The organism is Nocardioides aquaticus, assembly GCF_018459925.1.
GTDB classification, from domain to species: domain Bacteria; phylum Actinomycetota; class Actinomycetes; order Propionibacteriales; family Nocardioidaceae; genus Nocardioides; species Nocardioides aquaticus.
Genome location: NZ_CP075371.1, coordinates 3,117,614 through 3,143,890 on the forward strand (window position 1 = coordinate 3,117,614; position 26,277 = coordinate 3,143,890).

Sequence of the window (26,277 nt, forward strand, 5' to 3'; positions counted from 1 at the left end):
CGATGGCCCAGGGGGGATGGGTGGGCGTAGTCATCTCTCGATGCCTCCTTCGGCGCGGATGAGCCGCGCGGACGCCTCCCCGGTGACCTGCATGGTGTCCAGGCCGATGATCCCGAGGAACTTGCTGGTGTAGGTGTCGGTGGTGGTGACGATCAGGGTGTCGCCGTCGACGACGCGCGCGGTTCCCTCCACGCCGGCGGCGTGGAGGTAGTCCAAGGCAGCCGCCTTGGCGGCGTAGATGTCGACGCGGAGGTCCTCGCCGCGCACCGCGGTCGAGCCCTGGACCTCCTGGGCGCCAGTGCGGGCGGCCTGGGATGCCGCGCTGCGGGCCTGCTGCTGGGTGTGGACCTTGCCGCCTAGGTCGACGGCCATCCCGACGAGGATGATCATCGCGAAGGACGCAGTCGCGAACCAGACGCTGATGGAGCCGCGCTCATCGCGCGAGCGCCGCGTCGTGAGGCTTCGGATGCGGTGGCTCATCATCGACGCTCCCGGTAGGCGTCGACGGGGCTGCTGGCGGTCGCGGTGATCGTCCGAGTGCCGGGGAGGCCGGGGATGCTCAGGTCCGCGACGTCGACCTTGCAGGTCACTGTGGCGGTCACTTGACCGGTGGTTCCCAACGGGGCGTTGAACGCCGCGGCGTTGACCGTGATGTTGGTGGTCGTGCACTGAAGACCCTGGTCGTTCAGGCTGCTGGCGGCCGCGGACTTTCCGGAGCTGATCGCCTCACTCTGGGTCCGCTCGATCGAGGCCGCGCGGGCTGCCTCGAAGGCGGCTGCGTCCACTGCCTGGTTGGCGATCTCCACGCGGCCGCCGAGAATGATCATCGCCACGAAAAGGCCGAAGGCCGGGAGGCCGATCGCGGCCTCGATGGCCACCGATCCGCGCTCGTCCCGGCGCCGTCGTCGGGAATCGTGAACCCACGAGATCATTCCGTCAGCCTTTCGACCGGGACGCTGGCGCTCTGGGTGACGGTGACGTGCCAGCCGGGGATCACGCTCATGGACTTGCCGGTGACGGTGATCGTGGCGGTGGTCGTGGTCCGTGATCCGGAGACGGTGGTGGAGGTCATCACGTCGGATCCGCCGGCGTCCTGGAGGAACGTGTTCGCCGTAGACACACCGGCGTCGCGGGTGCCGGTCTCGCTGCCTGCCTCGCGGGCGCCCTCTTGCGCGGCCGCGAGCGCTACCTGCTTCGCGTGGTAGTACAGGGCGCCCTGGAGGCCGAGGAACATCACCAGGAAGAGCGCAGGCATCAGGAAGACCATCTGGATGGTCACTGATCCGCGTTCGTCCCGGCTGCGGCGGTGGAAGCTGGCGAACATGGCGGCCTACTTGATCTTGGCGGACTCGCTGGTCACGAAGAACTTGATGGCCGCGACGACGATGCCGACGATGACGATCACGGCGCCGGCCCAGATGACCTGCTCGATCGTGACGGAGCCGCGCTCGTCGCGCTGCCTGGTGACGCGGTCCTCGAGGGAGGCGAGCGTGGTCAGCGCTGCCATCTGGAGGGCGATGAAGAGCTTCAACATCGGGTTCTTCCTTCCTGGTTTGTTCGGGTGTTGCGGTCTGGGTGACCCTGGTTGTTGGGGTCGGTGTTAGGTCGGTCGGTCAGGTGGTGAAGCGGAGCATCGAGGGGGCGACGAGGATCGCCATGAAGACGACGCCGAGCAGGCTGGCGGGGATGTACATGCGCTCGGAGGTGGCGTTGGCCTTGCCGACCTCGGCGCTGAGCATTGCTGAGCGGAGTGCGGCGGCGCGGGCTCGGAGGTTGTTGTAGATCTGGGCTCCGTCCTGGCCGGATTGCTGCATGATGTCGGCGAGGTCGTCGAGCTCGGGGACGGCGAGGTCGTCGGCCAGACCGTGCAGCGAGTCCCACGGCGCACGGGTCATGTACCGGGCGCGGCGCAGCTCGCTCTCGATCCGCTTGAACACCCAGGTGTCGCCGACCTCCGCCGCGGAGCGCAGTGCCTGCTGGCCGCTGGATCCGTCGCGCACGCCGGTGGCGACCATGTCGATGTAGGCGCCCAGGGCTCGGCTGAACTCGATGTGGGCCTTCTTGGCGTCGTCGGCGGCGTTGTAGTTGGGCATAAACCAGAACAGGGCGGCCAGGGCCAGCGAGCCGAGCGTCGGGATGGCAAACGGCAGCGGCAGGCCGATCAGCATGAAGAAGGCGGCCAGCAGTGGCGGCATGACCAGGCCGAGCAGTGCCCAGACGACCTTCTCGCCGTAGAACCGGGTCTCGCTGATCTGCAGGATGGCCAAGTCCTTGCGGGGCGTGTGTGCCCAGGCGCCGCCGGGCAGGTTCTTCAGCGCCCACAGGCCAATCCGATCGACCGCCGAGCCGGTGCCGGCGTCGACGTCGGGGCCGGGAGTGTTGCGGCGGGGCACGACGTAGTCAGGTGAGAGACGGTCCAGGGCGTCGGCCAGGTCGGGGTCAGACGGCGCGAGGCGCCATACGAGCAGAGCGAGGGCCAGCCCTAGGAGGGTGCCGCTGGCGAGGGCGATCTGCAGGCCGGTCATGCGAGTGCTCCTTGGTTCTCGACCGGTGCCGTGCTTTGGGCGGCGCGGTGCGCGTTGCGGGCCTGGAGGTCGAGGAACCGCGGGAGCGGCTTGGCGACGGCCATCCGGCGCATCCACAGCAAGGTGGCTACGTAGGCCGAGAGCAGGACGGCGAGGATGACCTGGCCCAGTGGGGAGCCGTAGGGCTCGATGTAGTCGCCGGTGAAGGCCAGCATGCCGAGCACACCGAGGGTGATCACGGTGACTGTGCGGGCGGTGGTGCGGGGCTTGGCCTGGTCGGCGGCGATCTGGCGGCGGGCGCGCACGTCGGAGGCGACGGTCTCGGCGAGCGCGTCCAGCGCCTTGGACAGTCCGGCCTGGCCGCGGCCGCTGGCGGCGAGGATCAGTTGGCTGGCCACGACGTCGCCGGTGGAGTCGTTGAGGTCCTCGGCGAAGGCGCGTAGTACGTCCTCGGTGCTGGTGGTGTTGTTCCACAGCCGGGAGACCATCAGTCCGACCTCGCGCTGGATCGGCGCCGGCGCGGACTGCAGGGACTTGATGAGCGCCGAGCGCAGGGACTGGCCGGCGGTCAGTTTGCCTGAGAGGGACCGCGTCCACTCCTCGAGTGCCTCGAGCTTCTCGATGCTCGCGGCCGCCGGCGGGGGCGTGAGCAGCAGCGGGATACCGATGATCCCGGCCGGGACGAGCACGATCGCGATCACCCAGCCGCTCACCAGTGCGACCAGGAGGCCGGCCACGGCACCGCCGACCATCAGCATGCGGGTGCGCCGGTCGAGCCTGATGAACCAGTTTCCCAGTCGCCCGAACGGGGTGCCGGTCCGGGCGGGCCGTGGCGGCTTGGGCGGCGCGGGGGTCAGCGCGTAGACCATCCCGATCAGGCCGATGACGATGAGGGCGCCGAAGACGGCGGGCAGGAACGCGTTGGTCATGAGGTGGCCACCCCCGGGTTGGCCTGGGACTCGGCCTTGTACGCCTCGAGGTCGAACCCATGCCGCGCCAACTCCTGGGCGAGGAAATTGTCGAGCTTGCCGGTCGCGACGGCCTGGGCGAGCTGGTTAGGGGCGAATATCGGGGTGGCGGCGTATCCCCTGGCGGCGTCGATGCTGGGCTGGACGACCAAGACCTCCTCGACCCAGCGCTGCTTGCGGAAGGTGCCGTCGGGATTCGCGACGACCTCCGAGCGCAGGTACATCACGATGTCGATCGCCGCGGCCAGCTTGCTGATCGCCAGCTCGCGGGTGACCTGGGGGCCCTTCTCCATGGCGCAGGAGACGAGCTTCTCAATAGTGTGCTCGGCGCTGCGGGCGTGGGTGGTGCTGATCGAGCCCGGCCCGGACTCCATGGCCTTGAGCATGTCCCAGACCTCCGGGCCGCGGACCTCACCGACGATCTGGCGGGCGAGGTTGAACCGGAAGGAGTGGTGGATGGCCTCCTCGAGGCTGAACTCACCGGCCTGACGGCCGTCGATGCCGACCTCGCCGGATCCGGGGCGGTGCTCCCAGGCGTGGACGATCTTGTGGCGGTCGACGAGCTCGTGCAGGTGCAGCTCGAACTCGGTCTCGAAGGTGCCGATCATCTCCCAAGGAGGGATGCACGAGCACAGGGCGCGGACCCAGGTGGTCTTGCCGCTGCCTTGGACGCCTGAGACGACGATGCTCTTGCCGGCACGCACGCAGGTTGCGACGAAGTCGGCCAGGACCGGGCTACATGCCTTGCGGTCGTAGACCATCTCGTCAATCGACACTTCGCGCATGCTGTGGCGCCGGATCACGACGGAGGTGTAGGCCATCACCCAGGAGCCGGCCGCGAGCCGCGCTCCCCCGGGCAGCCGGAGGTCCAGGTGTGGCCGGGCCTCGGTGAAGGGCCGGTTCTGCCGTGCGCCTAGGTCGGAGAGGAGCTCGCGCAGGTCGTCCTCGGAGTCGGCGATCGGGGCGGCCTCCACAAGGGTGCCGTCGACCAGCTCCAGCCACACGGAGCAGACCGGGCCGCGGGCGATGACGATGATGTTCTCGACGTCCTCGCGCTCGACCAGGGGCTGCAGGCGGCCGAGTCCGAACAGGGCGGCGTGGAGGGCGGATTTGAGTGCCTTCTCGTGGTCCTTAGTCCACGGCGGCCGACCGGTGGAGACCAGCGTCTCGGCCTCGGATTTGATGAGCTCCTCGATGACGTCGAGGCCCATCTGCTCGCGGTCCTCTTCGGTGACCCGGCCACCTTCCTTGTCGAGCCGGGCGGTCAGTCGCGACGAGATCTCGGCGCGGTACTGCGCGATCAGCTCCCAGTCCAACTCGACCTCGCCATCCGCGCCGCGGGTGTCGTGGAGCTCCTCCGGTGCGGGCGCCACCAGCGGGCGCAGGCTGAACTCCGAGCGGGCGCGGCCAGGCAGCTGGCCCTGGCCTTCGCTGGTCCAGGCGCCGGCGAAGATCGGCAGCGAGGTCGGGTCGTGGTCCTCGAGGACCGGCGCCGGGGGCGGCGGGGTGCCGCTGGTGCCGCGGCCGCGGGCAAAGGGCGAGGTCTGCTCGCGGTTCGCGGCATGGCGGGCCTCAAGCCACTCGTCTGCGCGCAGCGGGTCGCGGCCGTTGGTCTCCGAGTTGTGTCCGTTGGTGCTCATGCGTGGCCTCCGTTCGTGGAAGCGAGGGCGACCTGGTTGGCGCCGAGGATGGACTGGATGGCGGCGGTGCTGCCCCGGTAGCCGCGCAGCAGCCCGGAGGACTCGAACTTGCGAGGCTTGCGGGCGCCGTGGGAGTAGACCTCGGCCACCTCGGGCTCCCAGTCCACGGAGGCGACCACGGGGATCTGGAGGGCCTTGGCGATGTGGCGTGCGGCGTAGGGCCGGACTCGGGCGCCGGTGGGAAGCGTGGGCCAGCGTCGCTCCTCGTCGACGAGGAGGCCCCCGAGACGGGAGAGCCCACCGACCGCGGCGAACTGCGCCCGCAGGGTCTTGGCCCAGCTGGTGGCACCGGCCAGAGCCGGCAGCGAACTTCGGGTGACGAGCAGGGTTAGGTCGGAGGCAGCGATCAGCGGCAGGGGCCAGCCGGCGAGGCCGAGTCGTCCGGCGTCGACGATGACGTCCTGGCCGTTGCGGTCGAGGGCGCGCAGTTGCTCGGTGAGCGGTTCCCACAGCGGCAGCAGGCTCGGGGCCTGCTCGTGGGCCCGGATGCCGGGTAGGAACCAAGCAGACCGCTCGGCCGGCGCCTCGGGGTCCAGCAGCAGCGTCTCGCGGGGCAGTGCGTCCGCCAGCGTTCCCTCGCGCAGGGAGAGAGCGAGGTTGATCAGGCCGCCGGTCGGCTCCTGGGCGCCCTGGAAGTAGCCGGCGAAGACCGAGGAGGATCCGGTCGGGTCTGCGTCGACCAAGAGCACGGGTCGGTGCCAGTTGAGGGTTAGCCCGAGCGCCGTGGTGGACACGCCGGGCGAACCGCTCGCGGAGGCCAGGACGATCACCGCCATGCCTCAGCGCTCCCGCGCATCCAGAACGAGTGCGACCCGTCCGGTGGCAGCCCGGGCAGCCAGTTCGGCCGCTTCGGCTTCGGGCACCGAGACGTCGACGACGGTCTCCCCCGTCTCCTCGACCCGGTTAAGACCAACGACGGTGGCCTCGATGGTGACCGGCTCCCTGTCGGTGATCTCGCCCTGGTCGCCGGGCGTGGTGACGATCCGGACGACGTCGCCGCCGTAGAGCGGCTCCGACGGCATCTGGGCGGGAGTAAGGCTGATGCCCACCAGGGACTCTCCCTCCCCCGGCACCAGGTTGTCGGTGACTGCCTGCGCGGTGAGCAGGGTGCCGGCCCACAGGTCGACGGCAGCGCGGCTGCCCTCGAGCTCGGCCTTCTGGCTGCCGGGGACCGGAGTCAACGCCGGGTCGACGCTGACCCGCACCACGGCGAGGTCGCCGGCCTCGATGGTCTCGCCGCGCTTGATGTCGTTGCTGACGACGAGGACCTCTTGGGTGTCGTTAACCGAGGTGAACGCGAACGCGGTCCCCAGGCCGCCGGCAGCGACAAGAGCCGCGCAGAGTGCCAGGACCCAACGTCTGCGGCGGCGCCTCAGCCGTGGGAAGTGGTTGTGGTCGGGAGGTGCCTTGATACTGGCGCCAACGTCGTCCCGTGCTTGTTGAGCAGTGTTCATCGACATGGATCCCCGAGTCCTCTCTGGTCTCGATCACCTACGTGTCAAGACGTGCCGGGAGCGGTCATCGCACAACCGACTCGATAGGAACACACTAGTGTATTTCTATCGAGGGAATCGTTGTCCACAGCTGACCGATTCCGAGATGTCATCGCCCGAGTCCTGACCGGAAGTGGTTGCGTGGCCCAATCCCCCGATGGGACTGAGCGCCTGCACGCACCGAACGTCCGGGTCAATGGGACCACAAATCATGCGGACTTTTCGGGGGGAATTTCTCCTTGTGGATTACGGTCAAACTCGGCGCCAGGCGCGCTCGTCTACGGCGCTAGACCTGCCCGCGCCGCAGGCGCTGCTGCCGGGCTTCCTGGAAGGCCGCGACGACGACGTCGACTGTGTCCGTCAGCCCACGCGCGAGACTCTCAACCTGCTGGGCTGCTGGGAGTCGGGTCCAACGGCCTTGCTCCCAGGCGTAGTAGGTCGGCACAGCCACGTTGACGGCCGCAGCCAACTCGGGCACCGTCAGCCCCGCCTTCAAACGCAGTGCTCTGAGATCAGGAACCTCACCCTCCATGTGAATTAGACGAAGGGTCGGGATGTCGAGGGCTCTAGCAAGCTTGACCAAGAAGTCCGGCCGAGGAACCGACGCGCCGAGCTCCCAACGAGATATGCGCTCCCCACCGGCGGCACCAACTAGACGCGCCAACTCATGCTGGGTCAGGCCCGCCTTCTCGCGAGCGGCGCGCAGCACTGAGGGGTCGATTCCGGAAACCATCGCTGACAGACACTAGTCGGAGCCAGCGGGAGCCGCCGCCGCGAAGCTCCTCACCAGTTGAGCGATATACGTGATAACCGCGCGGGCAGGAGGCGCTGGGACACGCCGCTGACTCGAGGTGGAGCGTGACAACGACGATGCCTACCGGTCCTCTCGAAAGGCGGTGGGCCTCATCAAATCCGGACGCCCGCAGGTAGCACCGCCTCTGAACCGCGCCTGCCTCGTACTGTCGGTGGCGACTCGTACCCTCAAAGAGCCGAGGCTCTCGAGATTCCTCGGCAAAAGCGAGGTGACCGGGTGGGAAGCGGTAAGCAGGTCAGCCGCAGCGCGCACATCGGCGATGCTGGTATTGCCCTTATCCCCCAGCGAGTCAGCGCCATGGATCACGTCTGGCACGAGCGCACAGTCGACGCCGGGATCAATGGCACGATCGAGCTGCGCGACCCTGCGACCGGCGAAGTCAGCAACTGCCCCTTCCAGGTGCAAAGCAAGGCCAGCGACAACGACTTCCCCGGTGAAACCGCCGACCGGTTCCACTACGACTGCGACGAGCGCGACCTGGACTACTGGATGAAGTCTTCAATGCCCGTCCTGCTGGTCTGCTCACACCCCAAGCGGGGCGAAGCCTGGTGGGCGCACATCCAGCCTACTTCGCGGATCCCGCCCGTCGCGCCAGCGGAGGTGTGGACTTCAACAAGATCACCATGTCCCTTGAAGGGGACGTCTCCGACCGGCTGTTCGCGGTTGCGGATCCTCACGGCCGCGCGCACACGCCCTTCGCTGATCTGCGTGATGAAACCCGGGAGTCGAACCTGCTGCCTGTGACGACGCATGGATCCGGTCCATGTCGCGGCCCGCGCCGACGGCGGTGGGCGGCCTGCCCTCGCACTCCCCCACCTGCGCGGGATGTGGCGAAGAGAACCCCGCCGGCCTAGCCCTGGAGGTCGACGCCACCGAGCACGGCGTGAGCGCCGTGCACCGCTTCGACCATCGCCAGGGTCAGACGACGGCCGCCGTGGGAAGCGGTCGGCCTTCGGCGGAGTGCGCGGGACAGGAGCGGTCGCGATGTCGCTAGCGAAGGAGTACGGAGGCGGGGTGCGCCCGACATTAGGCACCGGGCTCGCGCTGGCTGCGCCGAGGGATGCCGTTGGACGGCTCCTGCTGACGCGGGATCGGGGGCCGCGGGGGCAGCTCCTGGCCCTTCTCCGCCTCGAGCTCGTCGGTGTCCTTCTCCTCGGACATGTCGATCGGGCCGACCCGCTGGGCGTTGAAGAACTGCCGGACCACCGGGTCCTCCGATGACAGCAGCATCTCGCACGGGCCGAACATCGCCAGGTGCCTGTGGTAGAGCAACCCGATGTTGTCGGGGACCGTGCGCGCGATGTTGACGTCGTGGGTCACGATCAGGAACGTCGCGTCGATCTGCGCGTTGAGGTCGATGATCAGCTGGTTGAGGAACGACGTAAGCACGGGGTCGAGGCCGGAGTCGGGCTCGTCGAAGAGCACGATCTCGGGGTCCAGCACCAGGGCGCGGGCCAGGCCGGCGCGCTTGCGCATGCCTCCTGAGATCTCGCCGGGCAGGGGTAGTGGCGCGATTCGGAGCCTGGGACACGACAGCGGGCCCGCGCGTCGGGTGGGCCAACAGACGGGACCTCAGGATGCGCGGGCGGCCTTGAGCTGGGCCCGGTCGACGTCGAGCCCCCGACTGATCACCTGCCTGGCCTCCATGAAGTCCCGCGGTCGATTCACGCAGTCCGCGGCCAGCAGCCGGCCCTGCTCGAGGTAGTAGCAGGTGAAGTCGCGATCACGGGTGGGGTCGCCACTCAGAACGAGCTCGTCGTAACCGGTGTTCAACCCCGCTATCTGCAGCTTGAGGTCGTACTGGTCGGACCAGAACCACGGCAGCGCTGCGATAGGGCGCTCCACACCGCACAGCGTCGCGGCCGCCGTCTTGGCCTGTTCCCCGGCACTGGGCACAGACTCCAGCCTGACCAGTCGGCTGTAACGAGCCATGCGGTGACTGGCACAGTCACCGGCGGCGACGATTCGAGGGTCGCTGGTGCAAGCCAGGTCGTCAATCACGATTCCGTCCTCGACTAGCAGGCCCGCATCGGCGGCCAACTCGGTGTTGGGAACCAGGCCCACACCGACGATCACGAGGTCGGCAAGGATCCGCTCTCCACCCGCCAGAATCACTTCACGGACGCGGTCGTCGCCGGCCATGGCCTCGACAAGGGCGCCCGTCCGGACAACCACACCGGCATCGCGGTGAACGCGCTCGTAGAACGCCGAGACCTCAGGTGCCGTGACCCGCTCGAGCACGCGCTCAGCGGCCTCCAGCACCGTCACCTCCAGACCGAGTGCCCGCAGGGACGCGGCTGTCTCCAAGCCGATGTATCCACCGCCGACGATCACGGCGTGGCGACCCGGGGCCGCCCAAGCCCGGATCGACGCGACGTCCGCGAAGGTCCGGAGGTAGAAGATCCCCGGCAGATCGATGCCGGACACGGACAGGCTGCGCGCCCGGCCCCCCGTGCACAGGGCGAGACCGGCGTACGCCATCGTCGTGCCGTCGCTCAGCACCACCTGTTGCGCCGCACGATCGATCTGCGTGACCGTCCCCTGCACGAGGCGGATGTCGCGCTTGTCGTAGAACTCCGCCTTGCGGATGGCGAGCTCTTCCAGGCTGCTCTTGCCAGCGAGGTAGGCCTTGGAGAGAGGAGGACGTTGATAGGGCAGCGCCGGCTCGTCACCGACCACGACGATCTCTCCTGCCCAACCCTCCTGCCGGAGTCCGGCCGCCACCTGGACACCGGCATGGCTGGCACCGACGACCAGCGCCCTCCCCTCGGTCACGCGTCGGTCTTCGGCGTCAGCTGGACCATCAGCCTGCTGATGCCGCGCACGAAGTTGGACTGGACGTACTCCGGTTCGTCGACGACCTCGATCTTGTCGAAGCGCGGCAGCAGCTCCTCCCACAGGATTCGCAGCTGCATCTCCGCCAGTCGGTTGCCCATGCACCGGTGGACACCGAAACCGAAGGAGATGTGGTTGCGAGCGTTGCGTCGGTCGATGATCAGGTCGTCCGGCCGGTCGAACACGCGCTCGTCGCGGTTGCCCGAGGCATACCACATCACGAGCTTGTCTCCCTTGCGGATGAACTGTCCGTTGAGCATCGTGTCCTTCTTGGCCACGCGGCGCATGTAGGCCAAGGGTGTCTGCCAGCGGATGATCTCCGAGACCATGTTCGGGATGAGGTCGGGGTTGGCCTTGAGCTTCTCGAACTGGTCGGGGAACCGGTTCAGTGCAAGGACACCGCCGCTCATGGAGTTCCGCGTGGTGTCGTTGCCGCCGACGATGAGCAGGGTGAGGTTGCCCAGGAACTCCATCGGACGATCGATCAGGTCCTTGGTGTCCTCGTTGCTCTGCAGCATCGTGATCAGGTCGAAGCCCGGCTCCTCGCCGGCCGCGAGCCGCGCCTCTTTGTCGCGCCACAGGGCACTCAGCCCTCGCGCTGCGTCGACGAACCCGCGGAACACCTCATCGTTGTCCGAAGGACCGCCGTTGGCCTGCTCCATAGAGCTAGCCAAGTCTGACCACTCGACGAGCTTTCGGCGCTCCTCGTAGGGGAAGTCCAGCAAGGTTGCCAACATGCGCGCAGTGAGCTCGATCGAGACGCGGTCGACCCAGTTGAAGGGCTCACCGATCGGGAGATCGTCTAGCACCTCTTGGACGCGCGAGCGGATCAGCCCCTCCATCTCCCGCAGATTCTTGGGAGCCACGACGCCCTGGACGGCAGCGCGCTGGCGGTCGTGCTTGGGCGGGTCCATCGCAATGAACATGGCGACATCCATGAACCGCGGGGGCTCGCCGATGATAATGAAGGGCTCCGCCGAGAAGGTCTCATGGTCCTTGTCGACTGCGACGATATCGGCGTGCCGGGTGACCGACCAGAAGGGACCGAAAGGGCTCTTGGCCTGAAAGTGCACGGGGGCCTCGTTGCGCACCCGCTCGAAGTACTCCTGCCACCTGCCCTGCCGGTACAGGAACGGGTTGCTCAGGTCGATATCGGCGAGGGCGACCTCCTCCACGGGGGGATGGGCTCCTCTACGAAGATCTTTTGTCCATTGGTCCGTGTCACGAAACGACGGGTCTTGTCGTATAGGTGCGCCCCACGGATCTGCATCTGCATAGGGACGACGGACTGAACTCGCTCAGTCACGGCGTCGGTCACGGTAGTCACGGTCGTCATGACGCGGTCTTCCTCTCGACGGTCACATCTGGAATTCGGGGAGTCGAACGACGAGGCCGTCCCAGTTCTCGCTCACGCGCATCTGGCACGCCAGGCGAGACGCCGGATCGCGCTCGGGGTTCATGGCGAGCATCTCCTCCTCGACCGAACCCGAACGGCCGACCTCGGCGACCCACTGGTCATCGACAATCACGTGGCACGTGCCACACGCAGCCTCCCCGCCACAGTCGCCGTCGACCCCGGGCACCATGTTGTCGACCGCGACCTGCATGAGGGACGCACCCTCCTCGAGGGGTGCCTCGTGCTTCTCCCCGTCATGGGACATGAAGGTGACAACTGACATAGAACATCTCCTTGCTTGAACGTGTTTCAAGTGTTTGTGCTCCGTTGCTGCTGTGGCTATGGTCACCCGAGTCAATATGTTGTGATTTGGGCTCAGGAGGCAGAGTGAAGGCTCACGAGCCAGGGGTGCCGCCGCTCGCGTTCGTGCAGCTCTTGAATAGCGACGCCCTCGAGCCCGACGCCGTGGCCCACTTCCGTCGGATCATCGACCTCCATGACACCTCCGAACTGGAGCTGGTCCGGCACGACCGACAGGTGCCAATTCGGTGGTTTCGCGAGGTTTACCCCGACCTCGACCCCGAAGGCGCCACCCATCTAGGACTCGCGTTCGCCGAGAGTGCCCAGCTGACCTCATTCGGCCCCTTAAGCCTTCCCTTGGTTAGCGCTGGATCCGTGGCCGAGGTCTTCGAACTGCTCGGGTACCTGCCCGTCATCTCCGGGGCCCTTCGTCCCCACTTCCACCAGGGCCAGCGCAGCCTGACGGTAGGCCTCAGCGGCCACACCGACGACCCCGATCTCGACTGCCTGGTCATCACCTACGGTGGCGCGGCTTTGCTTCGACTGCTCGACATGCTGGCCGGCACGCTGCCAGGCGTAACACTGCACCTGGCCTGGAAGGCCCCCCAGTTTCCGGAGGGCCACATAGATCTCCTGACCGGACGTCTGGCTTTCGACGCGCACGCATCCTTCATCGACGTGCCCGCCGAGACGCTTCAGGCCCGCTGCCGATTCCCAGACCCGCTTGCTTACCGCCTGGCCATCGCCGAGCTGAGCCGCACCCTTGAGCGGAACACCAGTGCCACCAGTGTCACGGAGAGCGTGAGGCGACTGCTCGAGGAGGATCCCGGGCGTAGCAGCAGCCAGGAGGTCGCAGCACTCCTCGGCGTCTCCACCAGCACCATGAAGAGACGACTTGACGACGAGGGGACGACCTTCCGGGAGGTTCGACAATCCCTACTACGCGAGAGGGCCATCGTCCGCCTGCTCGACCACTCCCTGACGATCAGTCAGACCGCCGTCGATCTCGGCTACAGCGACCTGGCGAACTTCTCTCACGCCTTCAGGCGCTGGACCGGGCAGTCGCCAAGCGAGTTCCGCAAAGTGGGTCGACGCGGACCGGGGTGAGGTTGCAGTTGAGTCCTCAATAGTGGGGTATCGCGGTCGACGTGATCGTTGCCCCGCATGTCGCCGGGACGTAGACGCGGCCACCGCGTGATTCTTCGGGTGAGCCGTCTACAGCACTCTGGAGAGGATCATCACGATGACCGCTCCGCCAATTCTCACCCTGCCCAGCTGCTCGACAACGGCCTGTCGGCCGCGTCGCAGGATCTGATCTGGGACCTGCTCAACACGGTGATCAACGCGTTGATGTCAGCCGAGGCCGACGCGGTCTGTGGCGCCGAGTACGTCCGTGACTCGCCGGAGCGGGTTACCTTTCCCACAGCTACCGGCACGGGGATACCCGGGCCGGCACCATCGACGTCGCGATCCCCAGACTCCGCCCGGGGACCTACTCCCCCGAGTGGCTGCTCGAGCGTCGCAAGCAGGCCGAGGCGGCGCTGATCAACGTGGTCGCGACCTGCTAACTGAACCGCCTGGAGTTTCCGGTCTCCGGACATCCCGGGGCGGTTCAAACCGAGTCGCGCCAGCGTCCTGCACGCGGTCATCGACGCCATGCTTGCCCGAAGGGACGGGCAGATCCCCACCGAGATCACGGACTTCGACACCCTCTTCGAGCGTATCGACGACCTCTCGAACGCGCTACTCCTAACGTTGGTACACCCGCCTGATCGCATCGCTGGAACGCGGACCCCGCCCCGGGTCAACGCGGTCGAGGTCGTCTGTGTCCGATGACGAAGGCTGCATGCGGCAGCGGCCCATCGCCTTGGTCTGCGATTTTAAGCCTGCAGCTTCCCTTTGCGACATCATCCTTGCGCATACCGGCCGGACGCACCCGCTCGACACGTAGGCAGACGTCTCGCGAAGGTCGCACGAAGCGACGCGACCACGGTGACGGCCAACCCCGCCGTCAGCCAACCCGCAAATACGTCGGCGACGTAGTGCTCGCCGGTGTAGACGAGCGTGACTGCCATCGCCAAGGCATACGCCAGCAACAGCAAACGCCACCGCGGGCCGACCGACGGCCACAGAAACAGGGCGACGAGCAGGGCGGCGCCGGCGTGCAGCGACGGCATCGCGGCGACTGGGTTGCTGCCGTCCTGGGCGGAGGCGACCAGCGTCCCGACGAGATCGAGGTGGACGGGCTCCCAGCCGAGGTTCGAGATGCGCTCGACCGGGCCGATCGCCCCCTGCTCCGACGCCATCCAGGGCGGCGCGGCGGGGTAGGCGACGTAGCCCGTCACCCCGACGGCGGTGAACGCGAGGACCCTCGCCACCCAGACGGCGAAGCGCTCGCGCAGGCGGAACCACAGGACCGCCGTGAGCAGCGGGATGGCGACGAAGTGTGTGACGTAGACCAGCGCGGCGGCGACGTCGTACCAGTGCGGCGACCCGTCGACGAGGCGCGCCTGGAGCCAGACGGTCGGGACTTCGCCGAAGACGGCCCGGTCCGCGTCGGCCGGCCCGGTGACGTGCAGGCCGAAGCCGAGCCGGTTGGTCGCGGCGCCCGCGCTCAGCGGCGCGCTGATCCACTGCGCGACCCAGTAGACGAGCAGGATCGCGCCGAGCGGCGCCCAGGCGATGAGCAGCTGGGCCACCGGCCCGTGCCGGGGGTTCGAGGGCCGCAGCAGCGACGGCGGCCGCGTTGCGGTGGCCGTGCCGCCGGAGGAGCGGGCCGACCCGGGGGCGGTGTCGCGGGACGTCATGCGTACCGCCGCTCGAGCAGCGACTGGATGCGGAACCGGTTGTAGCGCTGGATGAGGATGAACGGCAGGTTGACCAGCACGCCGTACGTGACGAGGAGGCCCGCGGCGAGCGGCGGGTTCCACAGCACGAAGAGCGGCCCGCACGCCATGCACCACCAGTGGGTGAGCTCGGCCCGTCGCGTCTCGCGCGCGAAGAGCCGCAGCCCGGGTCCGTCGTACGACGGCAGCTCGCGCTTGCTGAGGCCGCCGGTGAAGAGGGCCCCCGCCTCGGGGAGCCGGTCCTTCCAGCGGTGGATCCGCAGGCGGCGTCGGTACCAGCGGCCCCCGTCCTCGAACCCTCGCTCCCGCAGCAGCCAACCGTCGCTCTCCAGGCGCTCGTCGCGCAACCGGTGGGCGGCGTAGCCGGTCGCGGCGTGGAACGTCCCCCACGCCACGATGTCGACGAGGATCGTCACGCCCTGCGGGATCAGCAGCCTCAGCATCAGGCGCCTCCCTCGACCGAGCGGTGCCGCAGGTCGACCGCCCGGCCCCGCCACCTCACCGAGCGGCGCAGCGCCGTCTGAGCGGCCGAGCGCGCGAAGACGAGGTCGAACGCGAGCAGGGGCACGGGGAACACCGCCCACGTCCACCACCGGAACGAGCCCACCCGCGCGAGCAGGGACCGCAGCTGCCCCGCGGCCACGACCCAGGCCACGGCCCAGACGAGCGGGTGCCCGTAGGACAAGGCGGCACCCCACCCGGTGACCGCCTCGACGAGCGCGAGGAGCGCGCCGACGGCGACGGCGTGGTGGGCGCTGATCCACAGCACCGTGCCGAGGGTCGGGCCGGGCGCAGCGGCGGAGGCGCCCGAGGCGATGTTCTTGGTCCAGCCGCTGACGAGCTGGCCGAGCCCGCCCGGGTAGCTGCGCATCCGGAGCCGGTCGCCGCCGACCCAGCACCGGACGGGGAGCCCGGCGCGGTGGTAGGCCACCGCGAGCTCGACGTCGTCGAGGATCGCCGACCGGACCGAGCCGTGACCGCCGGCCCGCTCGTAGTCCGCCCGCGAGGTCAGCAGGCACGGCCCGAACGCCATCGGCCGGCGTCCCCCGTCACGCGTGAAAGCGCCGCTGGCCAGCACCGCGACCACGTTGAAGTACGCCGACACCTGCTCGTGCGGCCGCTCGACGGCGTGGAACGGCTGCACGGACACCAGGCCGCCGTGCCGGTCGTGCAGGTCCACCAAACCGGCCAGCGCGTCCGGCGCCAGCACCGTGTCCGCGTCGAGGAACAGCAGCAGGTCGGACGTCGTCGCCTCCGCACCCACGTGGCATGCCCACGCCTTGCCGGTCCACCCGGGCGGCGGCGTCCCGGCGGCCAGGACTCGCGCTCCGGCGGCTCGTGCCACCGACGCCGTGGCGTCGCGGGAGTCGTCGTCCACCACGACCACGTCCACGCCCAGCCCGTGCAAGGAATCCAGCACCGCCGGGAGCGTCGCCTCCTCGTCGCGCGCCGGCACGACGACGGCGAGCGAGGGGACCGACCGAGTGGCTCCCCCGACGATGGTCCGGAGGTCGGCGGCGAGCCACGCTGCGGCACCGCCCGCGAGCAGGAGCACGACGACGAGCACGAGGTCTGTCATGCCGGTACCCGGAGGCGGGTGACGACGAGCGGCATGCCACCGCGGGGATGGACGGCGACCTGCGCGGCCGCCTGCGGGCGGGACCAGTCCGGTGTCACGTCGATCCGGTACGACGGCAGCAGCCGGCTGAGGACGAGGACCATCTCCCCCAGGGCGAACTCGCGTCCGATGCAGAGCCGGGGTCCCTGCCCGAACGGCAGGTAGCCCGAGCGGACCGCGCCCTCGCCGAGGAACCGCTCCGGCCGGAAGGCCAGCGGGTCGGGCCACGTGTCGGTGCGCCGGTGCAGGAGCCAGGGGCTGATGATGACGAGCGTGCCGGCCGGGACCTCACAACCGGCGACCACGTCGGGCTGCTGCGAGCGGCGGGAGAGCGCCCAGGCGGGCGGGTAGAGGCGTAGCGCCTCGTCGACGACGGCCCGGGTCCACGGCAGCCTGTCCCGGTGGCCGACGAGCGGCACCGGTCCCGGGTGTGAGGCCAGCTCGGTGCGCACCCGGTCCTGGGCGGGCTGGTCCTCGGCGAGCAGCATCAGCGTCCAGGCGAGCGCCGCGGCCACCGTCTCGTGCCCGGCGATCACCATGGTCACCAGCTCGTCGCGGATCTCGTCGTCACGCAGGCCGCTGTCGAGCAGCAGGCCGAGGAGGTCGTCGCCGTACGAGTCCCCGGAGTGGCCACGCACCCGCCGCTCGGCAATGATCTGCGCGGAGATGACGTCGAGCCGGCGCCGCGTCGCGCGCAGCCGGACCTTCAGCGGTGTCGGCACCCGGTCGGGGATCGGCAGGATCGCCCGGCCGGCGCGGACGACCAGCTCGGCCGCCTCGCTCGTGGCGTCCAGCAGCTCCTGGGCGTGCCCGGTGAGGTCAGCGGAGAAGAGCGCGCGACCGACGGCGTCGAGCCCGATCCGGTGCGTCAGCGCCGCCACGTCGACGACCGCGCCGTCCTGCACCGAGCTCCGCGACAGCCCGGCGGCGATGGCGCCGTCGGCGGCAGCGCGCACCTGGTCTCCCACCGCCTCCAGCCGCTGGTGGTGGAACGCGGGGGCAGCGAGCCGGCGGTGCTCGATCCAGGTCGGCTCGGCGGAGGCGAGGAGGCCGGGGCCGGTGACCCGGGCCAGCGCGGCGTACTGCACGGTCTGCTTGCCCCAGTGCCGCGCCGACGTCTGGAGCACGTGCCGGGCGGCGTCCGGGTCGTTGACGAGCAGCGCGGGTGGACCCGGCACCGGGAAGGAGACGAGGTCGCCGTGGCGCTCCGCGACCTCGACGAGGAAGGACAGCGGGTCCGCCCGCACCGACCGGAACGCCCGCGCCATGTCGAGGCTGCTCGGGCCCGGGACGCCGATGTCGGTGGGCTGCATCGCGTCGAGGCGGGTCCGGAGCGCGGCGCTGTCACCCGGGTGCGCGCGACCCAGCGGTCCAGCGCGATCGTCGCCAGCACCGCCACCACCGTGAGCGCCGTGTAGGTCATCACACCTCCTCGCGGCGTCGAGCGCTCCGGGGCGTGTTGCCGCGGACCACCTTCACCGCCTCGTACGTCAGCACCGTCACGACCGGGATGACGACGAAGAAACCCACCTCCTCGAGGGGAATGCCCGCGACCCGCCACGGCAGCGTCTGGGCCGGGTCGAAGTGCCAGTGACGGGCGTGCGTGGCGTAGAGGTCCCAAAGCAGGAACGGCGACCCGGCGGCCAGCACGGTCAGGAGCAGCCGGCCCGGCTGCCGCAGCACCCGCAGCCGGAACGCCGGCACCAGCGGCAGCGTGCCGGCCAGGCAGAACGCCAGCATCGCGACGTACGACCAGCGCTCGAGGCCCATCAGGACGGCACCGGCAGCGCCGACCGGTCGCCCGTCAGCCGCTTGAGGACGAGCTCGGCGCTGATCAGGCACATCGGCAGCCCCACCCCGGGGACGGTGCTCGCTCCGGCGTAGAGCAGCCCGTCCACCTTGGCGGAGGCGTTGCCGGGGCGGAGGAACGCGCTCTGACGCAGCGTGTGCTCGAGGCCGAGCGCGCCACCCCGCCAGGCGTTGTAGCGCCGCTCGAAGTCCGCCGGCCCGACGGTGTGCCGCACCAGGACGCGCCCCCGCAGGTCGCTGACCCCGGCCCACGTCGCCACCTGGTCGATCGCCGCGTCCACGGCGCGTTCGACAGCCTCCGACCCCCGCCCGTCGTCGCCCCCGCTGCCGATCTCCACGTCGGCGGGCACCGGCACGAGGACGAAGAGGTTCTCGCACCCCTCCGGCGACACGGTGCGGTCGGTCGCCGACGGCTTGCAGACGTAGATCGACGCGGGCTCCGGGACCCTGGCGTCCGGTCCGAAGATGTCGCCGAAGTTGCTGTCCCAGTCGGACACGAAGAACAACGAGTGGTGCGCGAGCTCGGGGAGCCGGCCCTCGATGCCGAGCATCGCCAGCACGGCGCCGGGGCCCGCTGACCGGTGCCGCCACGCCGGCTCGGGGTGGGTCTGCAGCGCGGCGGGGAGGAGCGCGGTCTCGAGGTGGTGCAGGTCCGCGGCACCGACGACCACGTCGGCCGGGAGCGTACGGCGACCGCCGCCGGCCACCTCGTGCTCGACCCCCGTCACCCGTGCACGGCTGCCCCGGGCGCCCCCCTCGGTGAGGATGGCCGTGACGGGGGTGCCGGTGCGCAGGCGGGCGCCGTGCCGCTCTGCCAGCGCAACGATGACCTCGATCAGCCTCGTGAACCCGCCCTGCGGGTAGAGCACTCGGTCACCGAGGTCGAGGTGGCTCATCAGGTGGTACATGCTCGGCGTCCGGCTCGGCGACGACCCGAGGAACACCGCGGGGTAGCCCAGCACCTGGCGGAGCCGGTTGTCGGAGAACCGGGCGGCCACGTGGCTGCCCAGCGACCGGGTCAGCAGCCGCCCGAGCTTCGGGCTCCGCCGCACCACGTCGGGACGCAGGAAGGCCGCGGGCGAGTCGAAGCTGTTGTAGAGGAAGCGGCGCAGGGCGACGTCGTAGGTGTCCTTGGCCGAGCGCAGGTAGGCGTCGAAGCGTTCCCCGGCGCCCGGCTCAAGCGACTCGAACACCGCCCGGTTGTGGGCGCGGTCGGGACGGATGTCGACCGGGTCGGGGTGCCCCTCGAAGAACACGCGGTAGCTCGGGTCGAGCACGGTGAGGTCGAGCTCGGCGGCCGCCGTGGTGCCGAGCAGGTCGAAGAAGTGCTCGAAGACCTCGGGCATGAGGTACCACGAGGCGCCCGTGTCGAAGCGGAACCCGTCCCGCTCGACGCTGCCGACGCGACCGCCCAGCTCGTCGTTCTGCTCGAGGAGGTCGACGCTGTGCCCACGCGACGCGAGCAGCGCGGCGGTGGCCAGCCCGGCGATGCCGCCGCCGACGACCACCACGCGACGGCTGCCGCGCTCGGGCTCCGTCGTACCCCCGAGCAGTCGGTGGTGGGGCAGGAGCGACGTCACGACCGGCCGCCGTACAGCGCGCCGGCGGCGATCCGGACCTTGACCGCGTCCGGGACCCGCACCCGCTGACGCCGGATCTCGGCGGCGGGCGTCGCGCGCAGCCGCGCGGCGAGCTCGGCGAACGTCGCGTGGGCCGCTGCCGCCGCGCGGCGGCTGCTCGGCGGCAGGTCGGGCACGACCAGGGCCGCCGCCGCGAGGTCGGCGTCGATGTCGATGAGGATGCGGTCGCGGTCGGCGTCGCAGAAGCGGTCGACGACGAGGCCCGGGAAGTAGGCACGACCCAGGAGGTCGTAGTCCTCGGCGAGGTCGCGCAGGAAGTTGAGCTTCTGGAAGGCGGCACCGAGCCGCCGGGCCCCCGGGGCGAGCCGGTCGTGCTCGGCGTCCCGCTCGGGCCCCGCGGGCCGGTCGGCGAGGAAGGCGCGCAGGCACATGAGGCCCACCACCTCGGCCGAGCCGTAGACGTAGCGGTCGAAGGTCTCCGGCGTGTGGGTCGAGGTCTCGAGGTCCATCTGCATCGACGCGAAGAACGGGTCGATCACGTCGTCGGTGATGCCGCAGGCGATGGCCGTCCGGGCGAACGCGTGCACGACGAGGTTGGCGCTGTACCCGGTCCGCAGGGCGTGGCGGACGTCCTCGTGGAGCCAGCCGAGCATCCGGGCGCGGGACTCGACGCCGAGGGACAGGTCCGGGTTGTCGACAATCTCGTCGGCGATCCGGACCAGGGCGTAGATGTTGCGCACCCGGCCCCGGACCGGGCCCGCGAGCAGGCGGGACGCGAGCCCGAACGAGCTGGAGTAGGAGCTGATGACGAGCGCGGCACTGGCCTCGGACACGCGGTCGTAGAGGCGCTGCACGGGTCGGGTCTTGACGAGGAAGAGGCTCATGCCGCCACCTCCGCGCCGGCGGCGAAGGCCGCCGGGTGCACTTCGACCACATCGAGCAGGGCGACCGGGATTCCGAGCCGGACGAGCACGTCCCGGGCGGCGGCGAGGTGGGCCTCGACCAACCCCTCGACGTAGTGGCGTGACCCCGACCGCACCAGGAGGTCGCGGACCTCGTCGAGCTCGCGGTCGTCCAGCTCGCGACCGACGTGGCCGAGGATCTGCCCCCACTCCGGCGTCGACCGCGCGTGGACCAGGAGCGGGGTCTGCTTGCGCGTGCGCAGGTCGCTCGTCGCGCTCTTGCCCGTCCGGCCTGGGTCGCCGAAGACCCCCAGGAGGTCGTCCACGAGCTGGAAGGCGATCCCGAGCGAGCGGCCCGCGTCCCCGAGGTCGGCGACCGTGCTGTCGTCGGCGCCGGCGAGGAGCGCACCGGCCTGGAGGGGCAGCTCGAAGGAGTACGCCCCGGTCTTCTGCTCGGCCATGGCCAGGCTGCCGCCGAGCGACGACGGCGCGGTGCCGATCGACAGCTCCACGTCCGCGAGCTCGCCGGCAGCCGTGGTGTGCAGGGCCGCGTCGAAGAGGTCGAGCAACCGCCCGACGACCGCGGTCGGTGCCCCGCAGGTGGCCACCGCACGGATCGCCGCGGCGAGGGCCAGGTCGCCGGCCAGGATGCCGGCCGTCCGACCCAGGTCGACCGCGTCCTCGGGCGACGCGCCGCTCTCCAGGGCCAGCGCGCGGAAGGTGCCGCTCACGTTCGGACGTCCCCGTCGCACGTCGTCGCCGTCGATGACATCGTCGTGGATGACGAAGGCGGTGTGGAGCAGCTCGACCGCCGCCCCGACCTCCAGGGCTGCCGCGGTACGGCGCCCACCGAGGGCGTCGTGCGCCGCGACCACCAGGGCAGGCCGGAACCGCTTGCCACCTTCCGTCGCCAGGGCCAGCGCGGCCCAGAGTCGGGCGTGCTGCGCCGTGACGGCGGCGCGCGCGGCACCGGCGTCCAGCAGCCGACTCAGGGCGTCATCCGTCGTGCGTGGGGTCACCGCGTCCTCCTGAACCTCGACCGTGTTCCCACAAACTATGCAATACTTCAAAAAATATCTAGGCAACGTGCGGAGGTTTCGAGTGACCAGCCCGGACCACACGCACCTGTTGACCATCAGCGACCTGTCGGACCGCACCGGTGTCCCACCCGCGACGCTGCGCAGCTGGGAGCTCCGCTACGGGTTCCCACGTCCCGCACGATTACCCGGTGGACACCGTCGGTACACGGAGCAGGACGTCGCCGCCGTGCTCGAGGTCCTCCGACACCGCACCGCCGGGCTCGCTCTCGGGGCCGCCGTACGGCGCGTCGGGACGGACGGCCCCCCATCGCTCGCCCTGCGGTCGCGGTCGGTGTACGCCGAGCTCCGCCGCCGCCACCCCGAGCTCATCCCGCAGCGGTTGTCCAAGGCGACCCTGGTCGCGCTGAGCCATGCCATCGAGGACGAGTGCTGCGCCCGCGCGGAGGAACCGGTGCTCTTCGGCGGGTTCCAGCGCGCGATGTTCCTCGAGCAGGCGCGCGCCCGCTGGACCGAGCTCGCCCGCACCGCGCGCGCCGCCGTCGTCTTCGCTGCCCTCGCCGAGCCCTCACTGTCACGCCCCGGCGCCCTCACCGAGGTGGCGCTGCCCCGGGAGGCGCCGCTCAACCGCGAGTGGTTGCTGGTGTGCGACGCCGACGACCTCCCGGCGTGCATGGCCGCGGTCGAGCGACCCGGCCAGGACACGACGCGCGACGCGCAGCGACGCTTCGACGTCGTCTGGACGGTCGATGCGCAGGCCGTACGGCACGCCGGCCGGGTCGCGACCGCGCTGGCCGACGAGTACCGCCCGGACTGGCGCGCGAGCCGGCTGCCGCTGCTGGCGGACGAGCCCCCTCCCGCGTCGGCCGACCTGCACCGAGCCTCGCAGTTGCTGAACCGGATGATGGGCTACCTCGACGCCAGTCATTGAGCTCCGAGGCGCCAAACGGCAGGAGACTGCTGGACGCACCACGCGGGTGCCGGAACCAGCGAGCGGTCAGCGACACGCGCTCAGCGACGGGACTCGGCTACCGCCGGCCGACGAGGCTGGTACGGATAACTCAGCCGTGGACTCATTCATTCACGCGGCCGCCAACCTCTCGGGCTGACGACCGCCTCACGAGTGAGTGGGCTGCCTCAACCGACGTGGACGCCCTCGGGGCCGTCGGTGGCCAGTTCCTGGTGCTTCACGTCGAGGAAGATCCAGATCACCGCGGATGCCGCGAGCATCAGGATCGAGCCGACCAGGAAAGCCTGGGTCGAGCCCTCAGTAAAGATCTGCTGCTGGACGAGGACCTGCATCCGCTGCATGACCTCCGCTGACGGGGCCTCGCCGCCCGCAGCGGCGCCGGCCCGGGCCAGCTCGGCGCCCCGGTCGGTGAACGTCTGTGTGGCGACCGTGGCCAGCACTGAGAGGCCGAGCGCGCCGCCGACCTGCTGCATCGTGTTGAGCACCCCGGACCCGATGCCGGACTCCTCCGAGCGGAGGTGGTGGACCGCCGTCAGGGTGACTGGCACGAACGTCAGGCCCATGCCGACCGCCATCAAGACGGTGTACGGCAGGATGTTGGCGACATAAGTCCCCGTCACGTCGCTCACCGGGAACTGGGTGTCGAATGGGATCCGGGAGAAGCCGAACAGGGCGCCCGCGGCGAGCAGCGTGCCGACTCCCGAGATGTAGCGGGGGTCGATCCGGTTCACCAGGTTGGAGGCCAGACCGGCCCCGAACACGATGCCCACCGTGAACGGCAGGAACGCGACACCGGTCTTGAGCGGGCTGTAGCCCATGACGTTCTGCAGGTACTGGCTCAGGAAGTAGAACATCGCGAACATCGCCGCGGGCGCGAGGAACATCGCCACGAAGCTCGACGCCCGGGTTCGGTTGGTGAAGATCCGGAACGGGAGCAGCGGGTGCGCCACCCGGCTCTCGACCAGCCCGAAGACGACCAGCAGCGCCACGCCGACCACCAGGCTGGCGACGGTGATCGCGTCGCTCCACCCCTCGGTGCCGGCGCGGGACAGGCCGTAGACGATGCCGACCAGCGCCAGGGTGCCAGTGACGGCGCCGGGCAGGTCGAGCTCGCCCGGGTGCGACTCGGACTCGTTGAGGAAGCGCGGCGCCAGGGCGGCGGCACCGAGGCCGATCGGCACGTTGATCAAGAAGGTGAGGCGCCAGCCGTCGACCACCATGCCGAAGAGCTCCGGCGACGTGCCGGTCAGCCAGCCACCGAGGATCAGACCGACGGCCGCACCCGCGCCGGACATCGCGGCATACACCGCGAAGGCCCGGTTGCGGGCGGGGCCTGCGGGGAACGTGGTGGTGATCAGCGCCAGGGCGGCCGGGGAGGCGAGCGCGGCACCGAGGCCCTGCAGGCCACGGGCGGCGAGCAGCAGCGGCTCGTTGGTCGCGAGCCCGCCGAGCAGGGAGGCGACCGCGAAGATGCCGAGGCCGATCATGAACACCTTGCGGCGGCCGTAGAGGTCACCGAGGCGGCCGCCAAGCAGCAGCAGGCTGCCGAACGCCAGGGCGTAGCCGGTGACGATCCACGTCAAGTTGGCGTTGCTGATGTTGAGGTCGACCTGGATGTAGGGCAGCGCGATGTTCGCGATGGTGGCATCGAGGACGACCATCAGTTGGGCGATCGAGATGAGGACCAGAGCCCAGCCGAGGTGGAGCTCGCGCTGTGGGGCGGCCATGCGGGCCGCGTCGGGTGGGGTGGCGCGGTCGATGTCAGTCAAGACGGTTCCTTGTCTTCGCGGGGGTGTGGGTTTGCGGGCGGCAGGCCGGGATGATGATCTGGTCGATCAGGGCGGTGATCAGGTCGGGGGTGGCGTGCTCGCCCATCAGAAAGATTCGGTGCAGGACCATCCCGGCCAGCGCCGGTGTCACCAGGTCGATGTCCAGGTCGGCGCGGATCTCGCCGCGGGCCTGTGCTCGCTCGTAGACGAGTCGACCGATGGCCACCTTGGGTCCGATGAAGTCGCGCCGAAATCGCTCGGCGAACTCGTCGTCGAGGTTGAGCGCGGTGATGATGCTGGCCAGCATCCCGAGCGGCTTCGCGTCGGTGAGGCCGCCAGCCCCGCAGCTCATCTCGATGAGGTCCTGGCGGAAGCTACCGGTGTCAGGCGAGGTGGCCGGGCCCTTGTGGAGCATGACGGCCTCAATCACCAGCTCAGCCTTCGAGTGCCACCGGCGGTAGAGGGTGGCCTTGGAGGCCTTCGCGCGAGACGCGACGGCGTCCATGGTGAGACGGTCGTAGCCGACCTCGGCTAGCACGTCGAGCGTCGCGAGCAGGATCTCCTGCTCGCGCTCACCTTCGATGCGGGGCCGGACGGCCGCCTCTTGTGGTGTCACGCGGGGTGTCTCCTGATGCTCGGTCGAAACGGAACAGTTTCGTTTCAGCCACAACTGCAAGCAGGTCAGCGGAATTCCCGCGAACGAGAAAGATCTCGCGGGCCCATCTAGTCCACAGTCCGAGAATGACCTCAAACCTTGCGACCACACCGACCGAGCTACCCAGGTGATCGCTGCTAAGGCCCGCACCCGTACCCCGGGCGAGTACGAGCGTCTCCCGCGCTGCCCGCCCAGCACCGGCTGATGGTCGAGACCCTGATCGAGGCCGGACTGCGGTGCGGCGAGCTGATCGCGCTCGAGCCCCCCGATCGACGTCCTCCGCCGCACGCTGGCCGTCGAGGAGACCATCGTGAGGTCTCCAAGGAGCACTCCCCCACAGGGCGCCTCGCGTCCTGGCCCGACACCCGAGCCCTCGCGTTGCTGTCCCCGAGGCCGACGCCTTGTATCCGATAATGCCAGTGACTACTTCTCCGCCGGCCGGACGCGGTGACTTGACCGCCTGTGGTGACGATGTGTGTGGACCTCGCTCTGGTGATCGGTGCCGCGTCCTCCCTCTCGCTCGCGCTACCGGACATCGCCGAGAGCACCGGGCCACGCAGACCGAGCTGACGTGGGTGGTGAACGTCTAAGCCCCTGGCCTCTGCGGCGTTGCTGCTATCGATCGGGATCGCAGCCGACCGGTGGGGACGTCGACATAGGTTGCGAGCCTACCCTTGTTCGCTGTCGCATCGCTGGCGTCCGGGCTGGTGGAGCAGCCGGGGACCCCCCATTGCGCTGCGAGGCCTGGCAGGTATCGGCGCCTCCGCGGTGATGCCGGCGACTCTCTCGGCCCTGGTCGATGCCTTCCCCGACGCGCGGCGACCGCAGGCCGTCGCGATCCGGGCAAGGCGTCTCGGGAGCAGGCACCATGGTGGGAATCCTGATCTCGGGCATCCTGTTGGAGCACTTCTGGTGGGGGGCCTATTCATCAGCGCGTCGGCGCCAGTGAGTCCTTCGCGAGAGCGGGTGGGAGTTGCCGATCCACCGTTGAGGCTGAGCCGATCGGTTCTGAGGCCGGCCTTCCGTCCGACTCCCGTGAGTTTCTTGCCTGGCGAGGTAA

At 69.7% G+C, this 26,277-nt stretch carries 26 protein-coding genes and 3 pseudogenes; 5 read left to right on the top strand and 24 right to left on the bottom strand.

Going from position 1 to position 26,277, the window contains the following annotated elements; all coding sequences use genetic code 11:
* Positions 1-30: 30 nt before the first annotated feature.
* The 10 genes from ENKNEFLB_RS15080 to ENKNEFLB_RS15125 form a co-directional block, all read right to left on the bottom strand.
* Positions 31-480, bottom strand: coding sequence for a TadE/TadG family type IV pilus assembly protein (locus ENKNEFLB_RS15080; protein ID WP_229662554.1), 450 nt, complete (start codon positions 478-480; stop codon positions 31-33).
* On the bottom strand, positions 480-878 hold the full coding sequence (locus ENKNEFLB_RS15085) for a TadE/TadG family type IV pilus assembly protein (RefSeq protein ID WP_246535571.1): 399 nt from the start codon (positions 876-878) through the stop codon (positions 480-482). The genes ENKNEFLB_RS15080 and ENKNEFLB_RS15085 overlap by 1 nt, the downstream gene beginning before the upstream one ends.
* A gap of 50 nt (positions 879-928) precedes the next feature.
* Entirely contained in the window at positions 929-1,324 is a 396-nt protein-coding gene (locus tag ENKNEFLB_RS15090) for a TadE/TadG family type IV pilus assembly protein (protein ID WP_214056164.1), read from the bottom strand.
* A gap of 6 nt (positions 1,325-1,330) precedes the next feature.
* Positions 1,331-1,534, bottom strand: coding sequence for a hypothetical protein (locus ENKNEFLB_RS15095; RefSeq protein WP_214056165.1), 204 nt, complete (start codon positions 1,532-1,534; stop codon positions 1,331-1,333).
* A 79-nt stretch (positions 1,535-1,613) separates the two neighbouring features.
* On the bottom strand, positions 1,614-2,525 hold the full coding sequence (locus ENKNEFLB_RS15100; RefSeq protein ID WP_214056166.1) for a type II secretion system F family protein: 912 nt from the start codon (positions 2,523-2,525) through the stop codon (positions 1,614-1,616).
* Positions 2,522-3,454: a type II secretion system F family protein gene (locus ENKNEFLB_RS15105; protein WP_214056167.1), complete on the bottom strand. Its 933-nt coding sequence runs from the start codon at positions 3,452-3,454 to the stop codon at positions 2,522-2,524. The genes ENKNEFLB_RS15100 and ENKNEFLB_RS15105 overlap by 4 nt, the downstream gene beginning before the upstream one ends.
* Positions 3,451-5,133, bottom strand: a complete 1,683-nt coding sequence (locus tag ENKNEFLB_RS15110; protein ID WP_214056168.1) for a TadA family conjugal transfer-associated ATPase — start codon at positions 5,131-5,133, stop codon at positions 3,451-3,453. Before ENKNEFLB_RS15110 ends, ENKNEFLB_RS15105 begins: the two co-directional genes overlap by 4 nt.
* Entirely contained in the window at positions 5,130-5,969 is an 840-nt protein-coding gene (locus ENKNEFLB_RS15115; RefSeq protein ID WP_214056169.1) for a CpaE/TadZ family protein, read from the bottom strand. The genes ENKNEFLB_RS15110 and ENKNEFLB_RS15115 overlap by 4 nt, the downstream gene beginning before the upstream one ends.
* 3 nt (positions 5,970-5,972) lie before the next feature.
* Positions 5,973-6,653 (bottom strand): SAF domain-containing protein, encoded by a 681-nt coding sequence (locus tag ENKNEFLB_RS15120; protein WP_246535572.1) that lies wholly within the window; start codon positions 6,651-6,653, stop codon positions 5,973-5,975.
* A 319-nt stretch (positions 6,654-6,972) separates the two neighbouring features.
* A complete protein-coding gene (locus ENKNEFLB_RS15125) occupies positions 6,973-7,419 on the bottom strand; it encodes a helix-turn-helix domain-containing protein (protein WP_214056170.1) in 447 nt (148 codons plus the stop codon).
* Positions 7,420-7,716: 297 nt separating this feature from the next.
* Between ENKNEFLB_RS15125 and ENKNEFLB_RS15130 the strand changes: the two genes are divergently transcribed.
* Entirely contained in the window at positions 7,717-8,244 is a 528-nt protein-coding gene (locus ENKNEFLB_RS15130; protein WP_214056171.1) for a DUF4365 domain-containing protein, read from the top strand.
* Between the two features lie 282 nt (positions 8,245-8,526).
* On the opposite strand, the gene ENKNEFLB_RS15135 is transcribed toward ENKNEFLB_RS15130, so the two are convergent.
* The 4 genes and pseudogenes from ENKNEFLB_RS15135 to ENKNEFLB_RS15150 form a co-directional block, all read right to left on the bottom strand.
* Positions 8,527-8,976 (bottom strand): AAA family ATPase, encoded by a 450-nt coding sequence (locus ENKNEFLB_RS15135; RefSeq protein WP_425543627.1) that lies wholly within the window; start codon positions 8,974-8,976, stop codon positions 8,527-8,529.
* A 96-nt stretch (positions 8,977-9,072) separates the two neighbouring features.
* A complete protein-coding gene (locus tag ENKNEFLB_RS15140) occupies positions 9,073-10,275 on the bottom strand; it encodes an NAD(P)/FAD-dependent oxidoreductase (RefSeq protein WP_214056172.1) in 1,203 nt (400 codons plus the stop codon).
* Positions 10,276-10,286: 11 nt separating this feature from the next.
* A pseudogene (locus ENKNEFLB_RS15145) lies at positions 10,287-11,671 on the bottom strand (cytochrome P450); the annotation flags it as partial.
* Between the two features lie 22 nt (positions 11,672-11,693).
* On the bottom strand, positions 11,694-12,014 hold the full coding sequence (locus tag ENKNEFLB_RS15150; protein WP_214056173.1) for a 2Fe-2S iron-sulfur cluster-binding protein: 321 nt from the start codon (positions 12,012-12,014) through the stop codon (positions 11,694-11,696).
* Between the two features lie 104 nt (positions 12,015-12,118).
* Here ENKNEFLB_RS15150 and ENKNEFLB_RS15155 point away from each other — a divergent pair, with 104 nt between their 5' ends.
* Positions 12,119-13,138: a helix-turn-helix domain-containing protein gene (locus ENKNEFLB_RS15155; RefSeq protein WP_056888915.1), complete on the top strand. Its 1,020-nt coding sequence runs from the start codon at positions 12,119-12,121 to the stop codon at positions 13,136-13,138.
* 136 nt (positions 13,139-13,274) lie between these two features.
* Positions 13,275-13,596 (top strand): annotated as a pseudogene (locus ENKNEFLB_RS22660) (transposase); the annotation flags it as partial.
* 342 nt (positions 13,597-13,938) lie between these two features.
* Here ENKNEFLB_RS22660 and ENKNEFLB_RS15165 read toward each other — a convergent pair.
* From ENKNEFLB_RS15165 to ENKNEFLB_RS15200, 8 genes are all read right to left on the bottom strand, one after another.
* Positions 13,939-14,838 (bottom strand): phosphatase PAP2 family protein, encoded by a 900-nt coding sequence (locus ENKNEFLB_RS15165; RefSeq protein ID WP_056888917.1) that lies wholly within the window; start codon positions 14,836-14,838, stop codon positions 13,939-13,941.
* Positions 14,835-15,320 (bottom strand): glycosyl-4,4'-diaponeurosporenoate acyltransferase CrtO family protein, encoded by a 486-nt coding sequence (locus ENKNEFLB_RS15170; RefSeq protein WP_056888918.1) that lies wholly within the window; start codon positions 15,318-15,320, stop codon positions 14,835-14,837. Before ENKNEFLB_RS15170 ends, ENKNEFLB_RS15165 begins: the two co-directional genes overlap by 4 nt.
* Positions 15,320-16,456 carry a glycosyltransferase family 2 protein gene (locus tag ENKNEFLB_RS15175; protein ID WP_082600716.1) on the bottom strand — a complete coding sequence of 379 codons (1,137 nt, stop codon included), beginning with the start codon at positions 16,454-16,456 and terminating at the stop codon, positions 15,320-15,322. The genes ENKNEFLB_RS15170 and ENKNEFLB_RS15175 overlap by 1 nt, the downstream gene beginning before the upstream one ends.
* On the bottom strand, positions 16,453-17,808 hold the full coding sequence (locus ENKNEFLB_RS15180; protein ID WP_214056174.1) for a cytochrome P450: 1,356 nt from the start codon (positions 17,806-17,808) through the stop codon (positions 16,453-16,455). The genes ENKNEFLB_RS15175 and ENKNEFLB_RS15180 overlap by 4 nt, the downstream gene beginning before the upstream one ends.
* A 109-nt stretch (positions 17,809-17,917) precedes the next feature.
* A complete protein-coding gene (locus ENKNEFLB_RS15185) occupies positions 17,918-18,265 on the bottom strand; it encodes a lycopene cyclase domain-containing protein (RefSeq protein WP_056888922.1) in 348 nt (115 codons plus the stop codon).
* Positions 18,265-19,884, bottom strand: coding sequence for a phytoene desaturase family protein (gene crtI, locus ENKNEFLB_RS15190; RefSeq protein WP_200956497.1), 1,620 nt, complete (start codon positions 19,882-19,884; stop codon positions 18,265-18,267). Before crtI ends, ENKNEFLB_RS15185 begins: the two co-directional genes overlap by 1 nt.
* Positions 19,881-20,768, bottom strand: coding sequence for a phytoene/squalene synthase family protein (locus tag ENKNEFLB_RS15195; protein WP_214056175.1), 888 nt, complete (start codon positions 20,766-20,768; stop codon positions 19,881-19,883). Before ENKNEFLB_RS15195 ends, crtI begins: the two co-directional genes overlap by 4 nt.
* Positions 20,765-21,922, bottom strand: a complete 1,158-nt coding sequence (locus ENKNEFLB_RS15200) for a polyprenyl synthetase family protein (protein ID WP_082600717.1) — start codon at positions 21,920-21,922, stop codon at positions 20,765-20,767. Before ENKNEFLB_RS15200 ends, ENKNEFLB_RS15195 begins: the two co-directional genes overlap by 4 nt.
* Between ENKNEFLB_RS15200 and ENKNEFLB_RS23215 the strand changes: the two are divergent.
* Positions 21,843-22,040, top strand: a pseudogene (locus ENKNEFLB_RS23215) (MerR family DNA-binding transcriptional regulator); the annotation flags it as partial. The gene ENKNEFLB_RS15200 and the pseudogene ENKNEFLB_RS23215 overlap by 80 nt on opposite strands.
* A 12-nt stretch (positions 22,041-22,052) precedes the next feature.
* Positions 22,053-22,754, top strand: coding sequence for a DICT sensory domain-containing protein (locus ENKNEFLB_RS15205; protein ID WP_246535574.1), 702 nt, complete (start codon positions 22,053-22,055; stop codon positions 22,752-22,754).
* Between the two features lie 206 nt (positions 22,755-22,960).
* Here the strand turns inward: ENKNEFLB_RS15205 and ENKNEFLB_RS15210 are convergent, their stop codons facing one another.
* Together ENKNEFLB_RS15210 and ENKNEFLB_RS15215 are read right to left on the bottom strand one after the other, a co-directional pair.
* Positions 22,961-24,562 (bottom strand): MFS transporter, encoded by a 1,602-nt coding sequence (locus ENKNEFLB_RS15210; protein WP_246535575.1) that lies wholly within the window; start codon positions 24,560-24,562, stop codon positions 22,961-22,963.
* Complete coding sequence (locus ENKNEFLB_RS15215; RefSeq protein WP_214056177.1) at positions 24,555-25,526, bottom strand: TetR/AcrR family transcriptional regulator; 972 nt, start codon at positions 25,524-25,526, stop codon at positions 24,555-24,557. Before ENKNEFLB_RS15215 ends, ENKNEFLB_RS15210 begins: the two co-directional genes overlap by 8 nt.
* Between the last annotated feature and the right edge of the window lie 751 nt (positions 25,527-26,277).

Excerpts from the sequence above, each read along its gene's own strand:
- ENKNEFLB_RS15080 (WP_229662554.1), bottom strand. The coding sequence starts at position 480 with ATGAGCCACCGCATCCGAAGCCTCACGACGCGGCGCTCGCGCGATGAG.
- ENKNEFLB_RS15090 (WP_214056164.1), bottom strand. The coding sequence starts at position 1,324 with ATGTTCGCCAGCTTCCACCGCCGCAGCCGGGACGAACGCGGATCAGTG.
- ENKNEFLB_RS15095 (WP_214056165.1), bottom strand. The coding sequence starts at position 1,534 with ATGTTGAAGCTCTTCATCGCCCTCCAGATGGCAGCGCTGACCACGCTC.
- ENKNEFLB_RS15100 (WP_214056166.1), bottom strand. The coding sequence starts at position 2,525 with ATGACCGGCCTGCAGATCGCCCTCGCCAGCGGCACCCTCCTAGGGCTG.
- ENKNEFLB_RS15105 (WP_214056167.1), bottom strand. The coding sequence starts at position 3,454 with ATGACCAACGCGTTCCTGCCCGCCGTCTTCGGCGCCCTCATCGTCATC.
- ENKNEFLB_RS15110 (WP_214056168.1), bottom strand. The coding sequence starts at position 5,133 with ATGAGCACCAACGGACACAACTCGGAGACCAACGGCCGCGACCCGCTG.
- ENKNEFLB_RS15115 (WP_214056169.1), bottom strand. The coding sequence starts at position 5,969 with ATGGCGGTGATCGTCCTGGCCTCCGCGAGCGGTTCGCCCGGCGTGTCC.
- ENKNEFLB_RS15120 (WP_246535572.1), bottom strand. The coding sequence starts at position 6,653 with ATGTCGATGAACACTGCTCAACAAGCACGGGACGACGTTGGCGCCAGT.
- ENKNEFLB_RS15125 (WP_214056170.1), bottom strand. The coding sequence starts at position 7,419 with ATGGTTTCCGGAATCGACCCCTCAGTGCTGCGCGCCGCTCGCGAGAAG.
- ENKNEFLB_RS15135 (WP_425543627.1), bottom strand. The coding sequence starts at position 8,976 with ATGCGCAAGCGCGCCGGCCTGGCCCGCGCCCTGGTGCTGGACCCCGAG.
- ENKNEFLB_RS15150 (WP_214056173.1), bottom strand. The coding sequence starts at position 12,014 with ATGTCAGTTGTCACCTTCATGTCCCATGACGGGGAGAAGCACGAGGCA.
- ENKNEFLB_RS15165 (WP_056888917.1), bottom strand. The coding sequence starts at position 14,838 with ATGACGTCCCGCGACACCGCCCCCGGGTCGGCCCGCTCCTCCGGCGGC.
- ENKNEFLB_RS15170 (WP_056888918.1), bottom strand. The coding sequence starts at position 15,320 with ATGCTGAGGCTGCTGATCCCGCAGGGCGTGACGATCCTCGTCGACATC.
- ENKNEFLB_RS15175 (WP_082600716.1), bottom strand. The coding sequence starts at position 16,456 with ATGACAGACCTCGTGCTCGTCGTCGTGCTCCTGCTCGCGGGCGGTGCC.
- ENKNEFLB_RS15180 (WP_214056174.1), bottom strand. The coding sequence starts at position 17,808 with ATGCAGCCCACCGACATCGGCGTCCCGGGCCCGAGCAGCCTCGACATG.
- ENKNEFLB_RS15185 (WP_056888922.1), bottom strand. The coding sequence starts at position 18,265 with ATGGGCCTCGAGCGCTGGTCGTACGTCGCGATGCTGGCGTTCTGCCTG.
- ENKNEFLB_RS15195 (WP_214056175.1), bottom strand. The coding sequence starts at position 20,768 with ATGAGCCTCTTCCTCGTCAAGACCCGACCCGTGCAGCGCCTCTACGAC.
- ENKNEFLB_RS15200 (WP_082600717.1), bottom strand. The coding sequence starts at position 21,922 with ATGGTCAACAGGTGCGTGTGGTCCGGGCTGGTCACTCGAAACCTCCGC.
- ENKNEFLB_RS15215 (WP_214056177.1), bottom strand. The coding sequence starts at position 25,526 with ATGGTCTCCTCGACGGCCAGCGTGCGGCGGAGGACGTCGATCGGGGGG.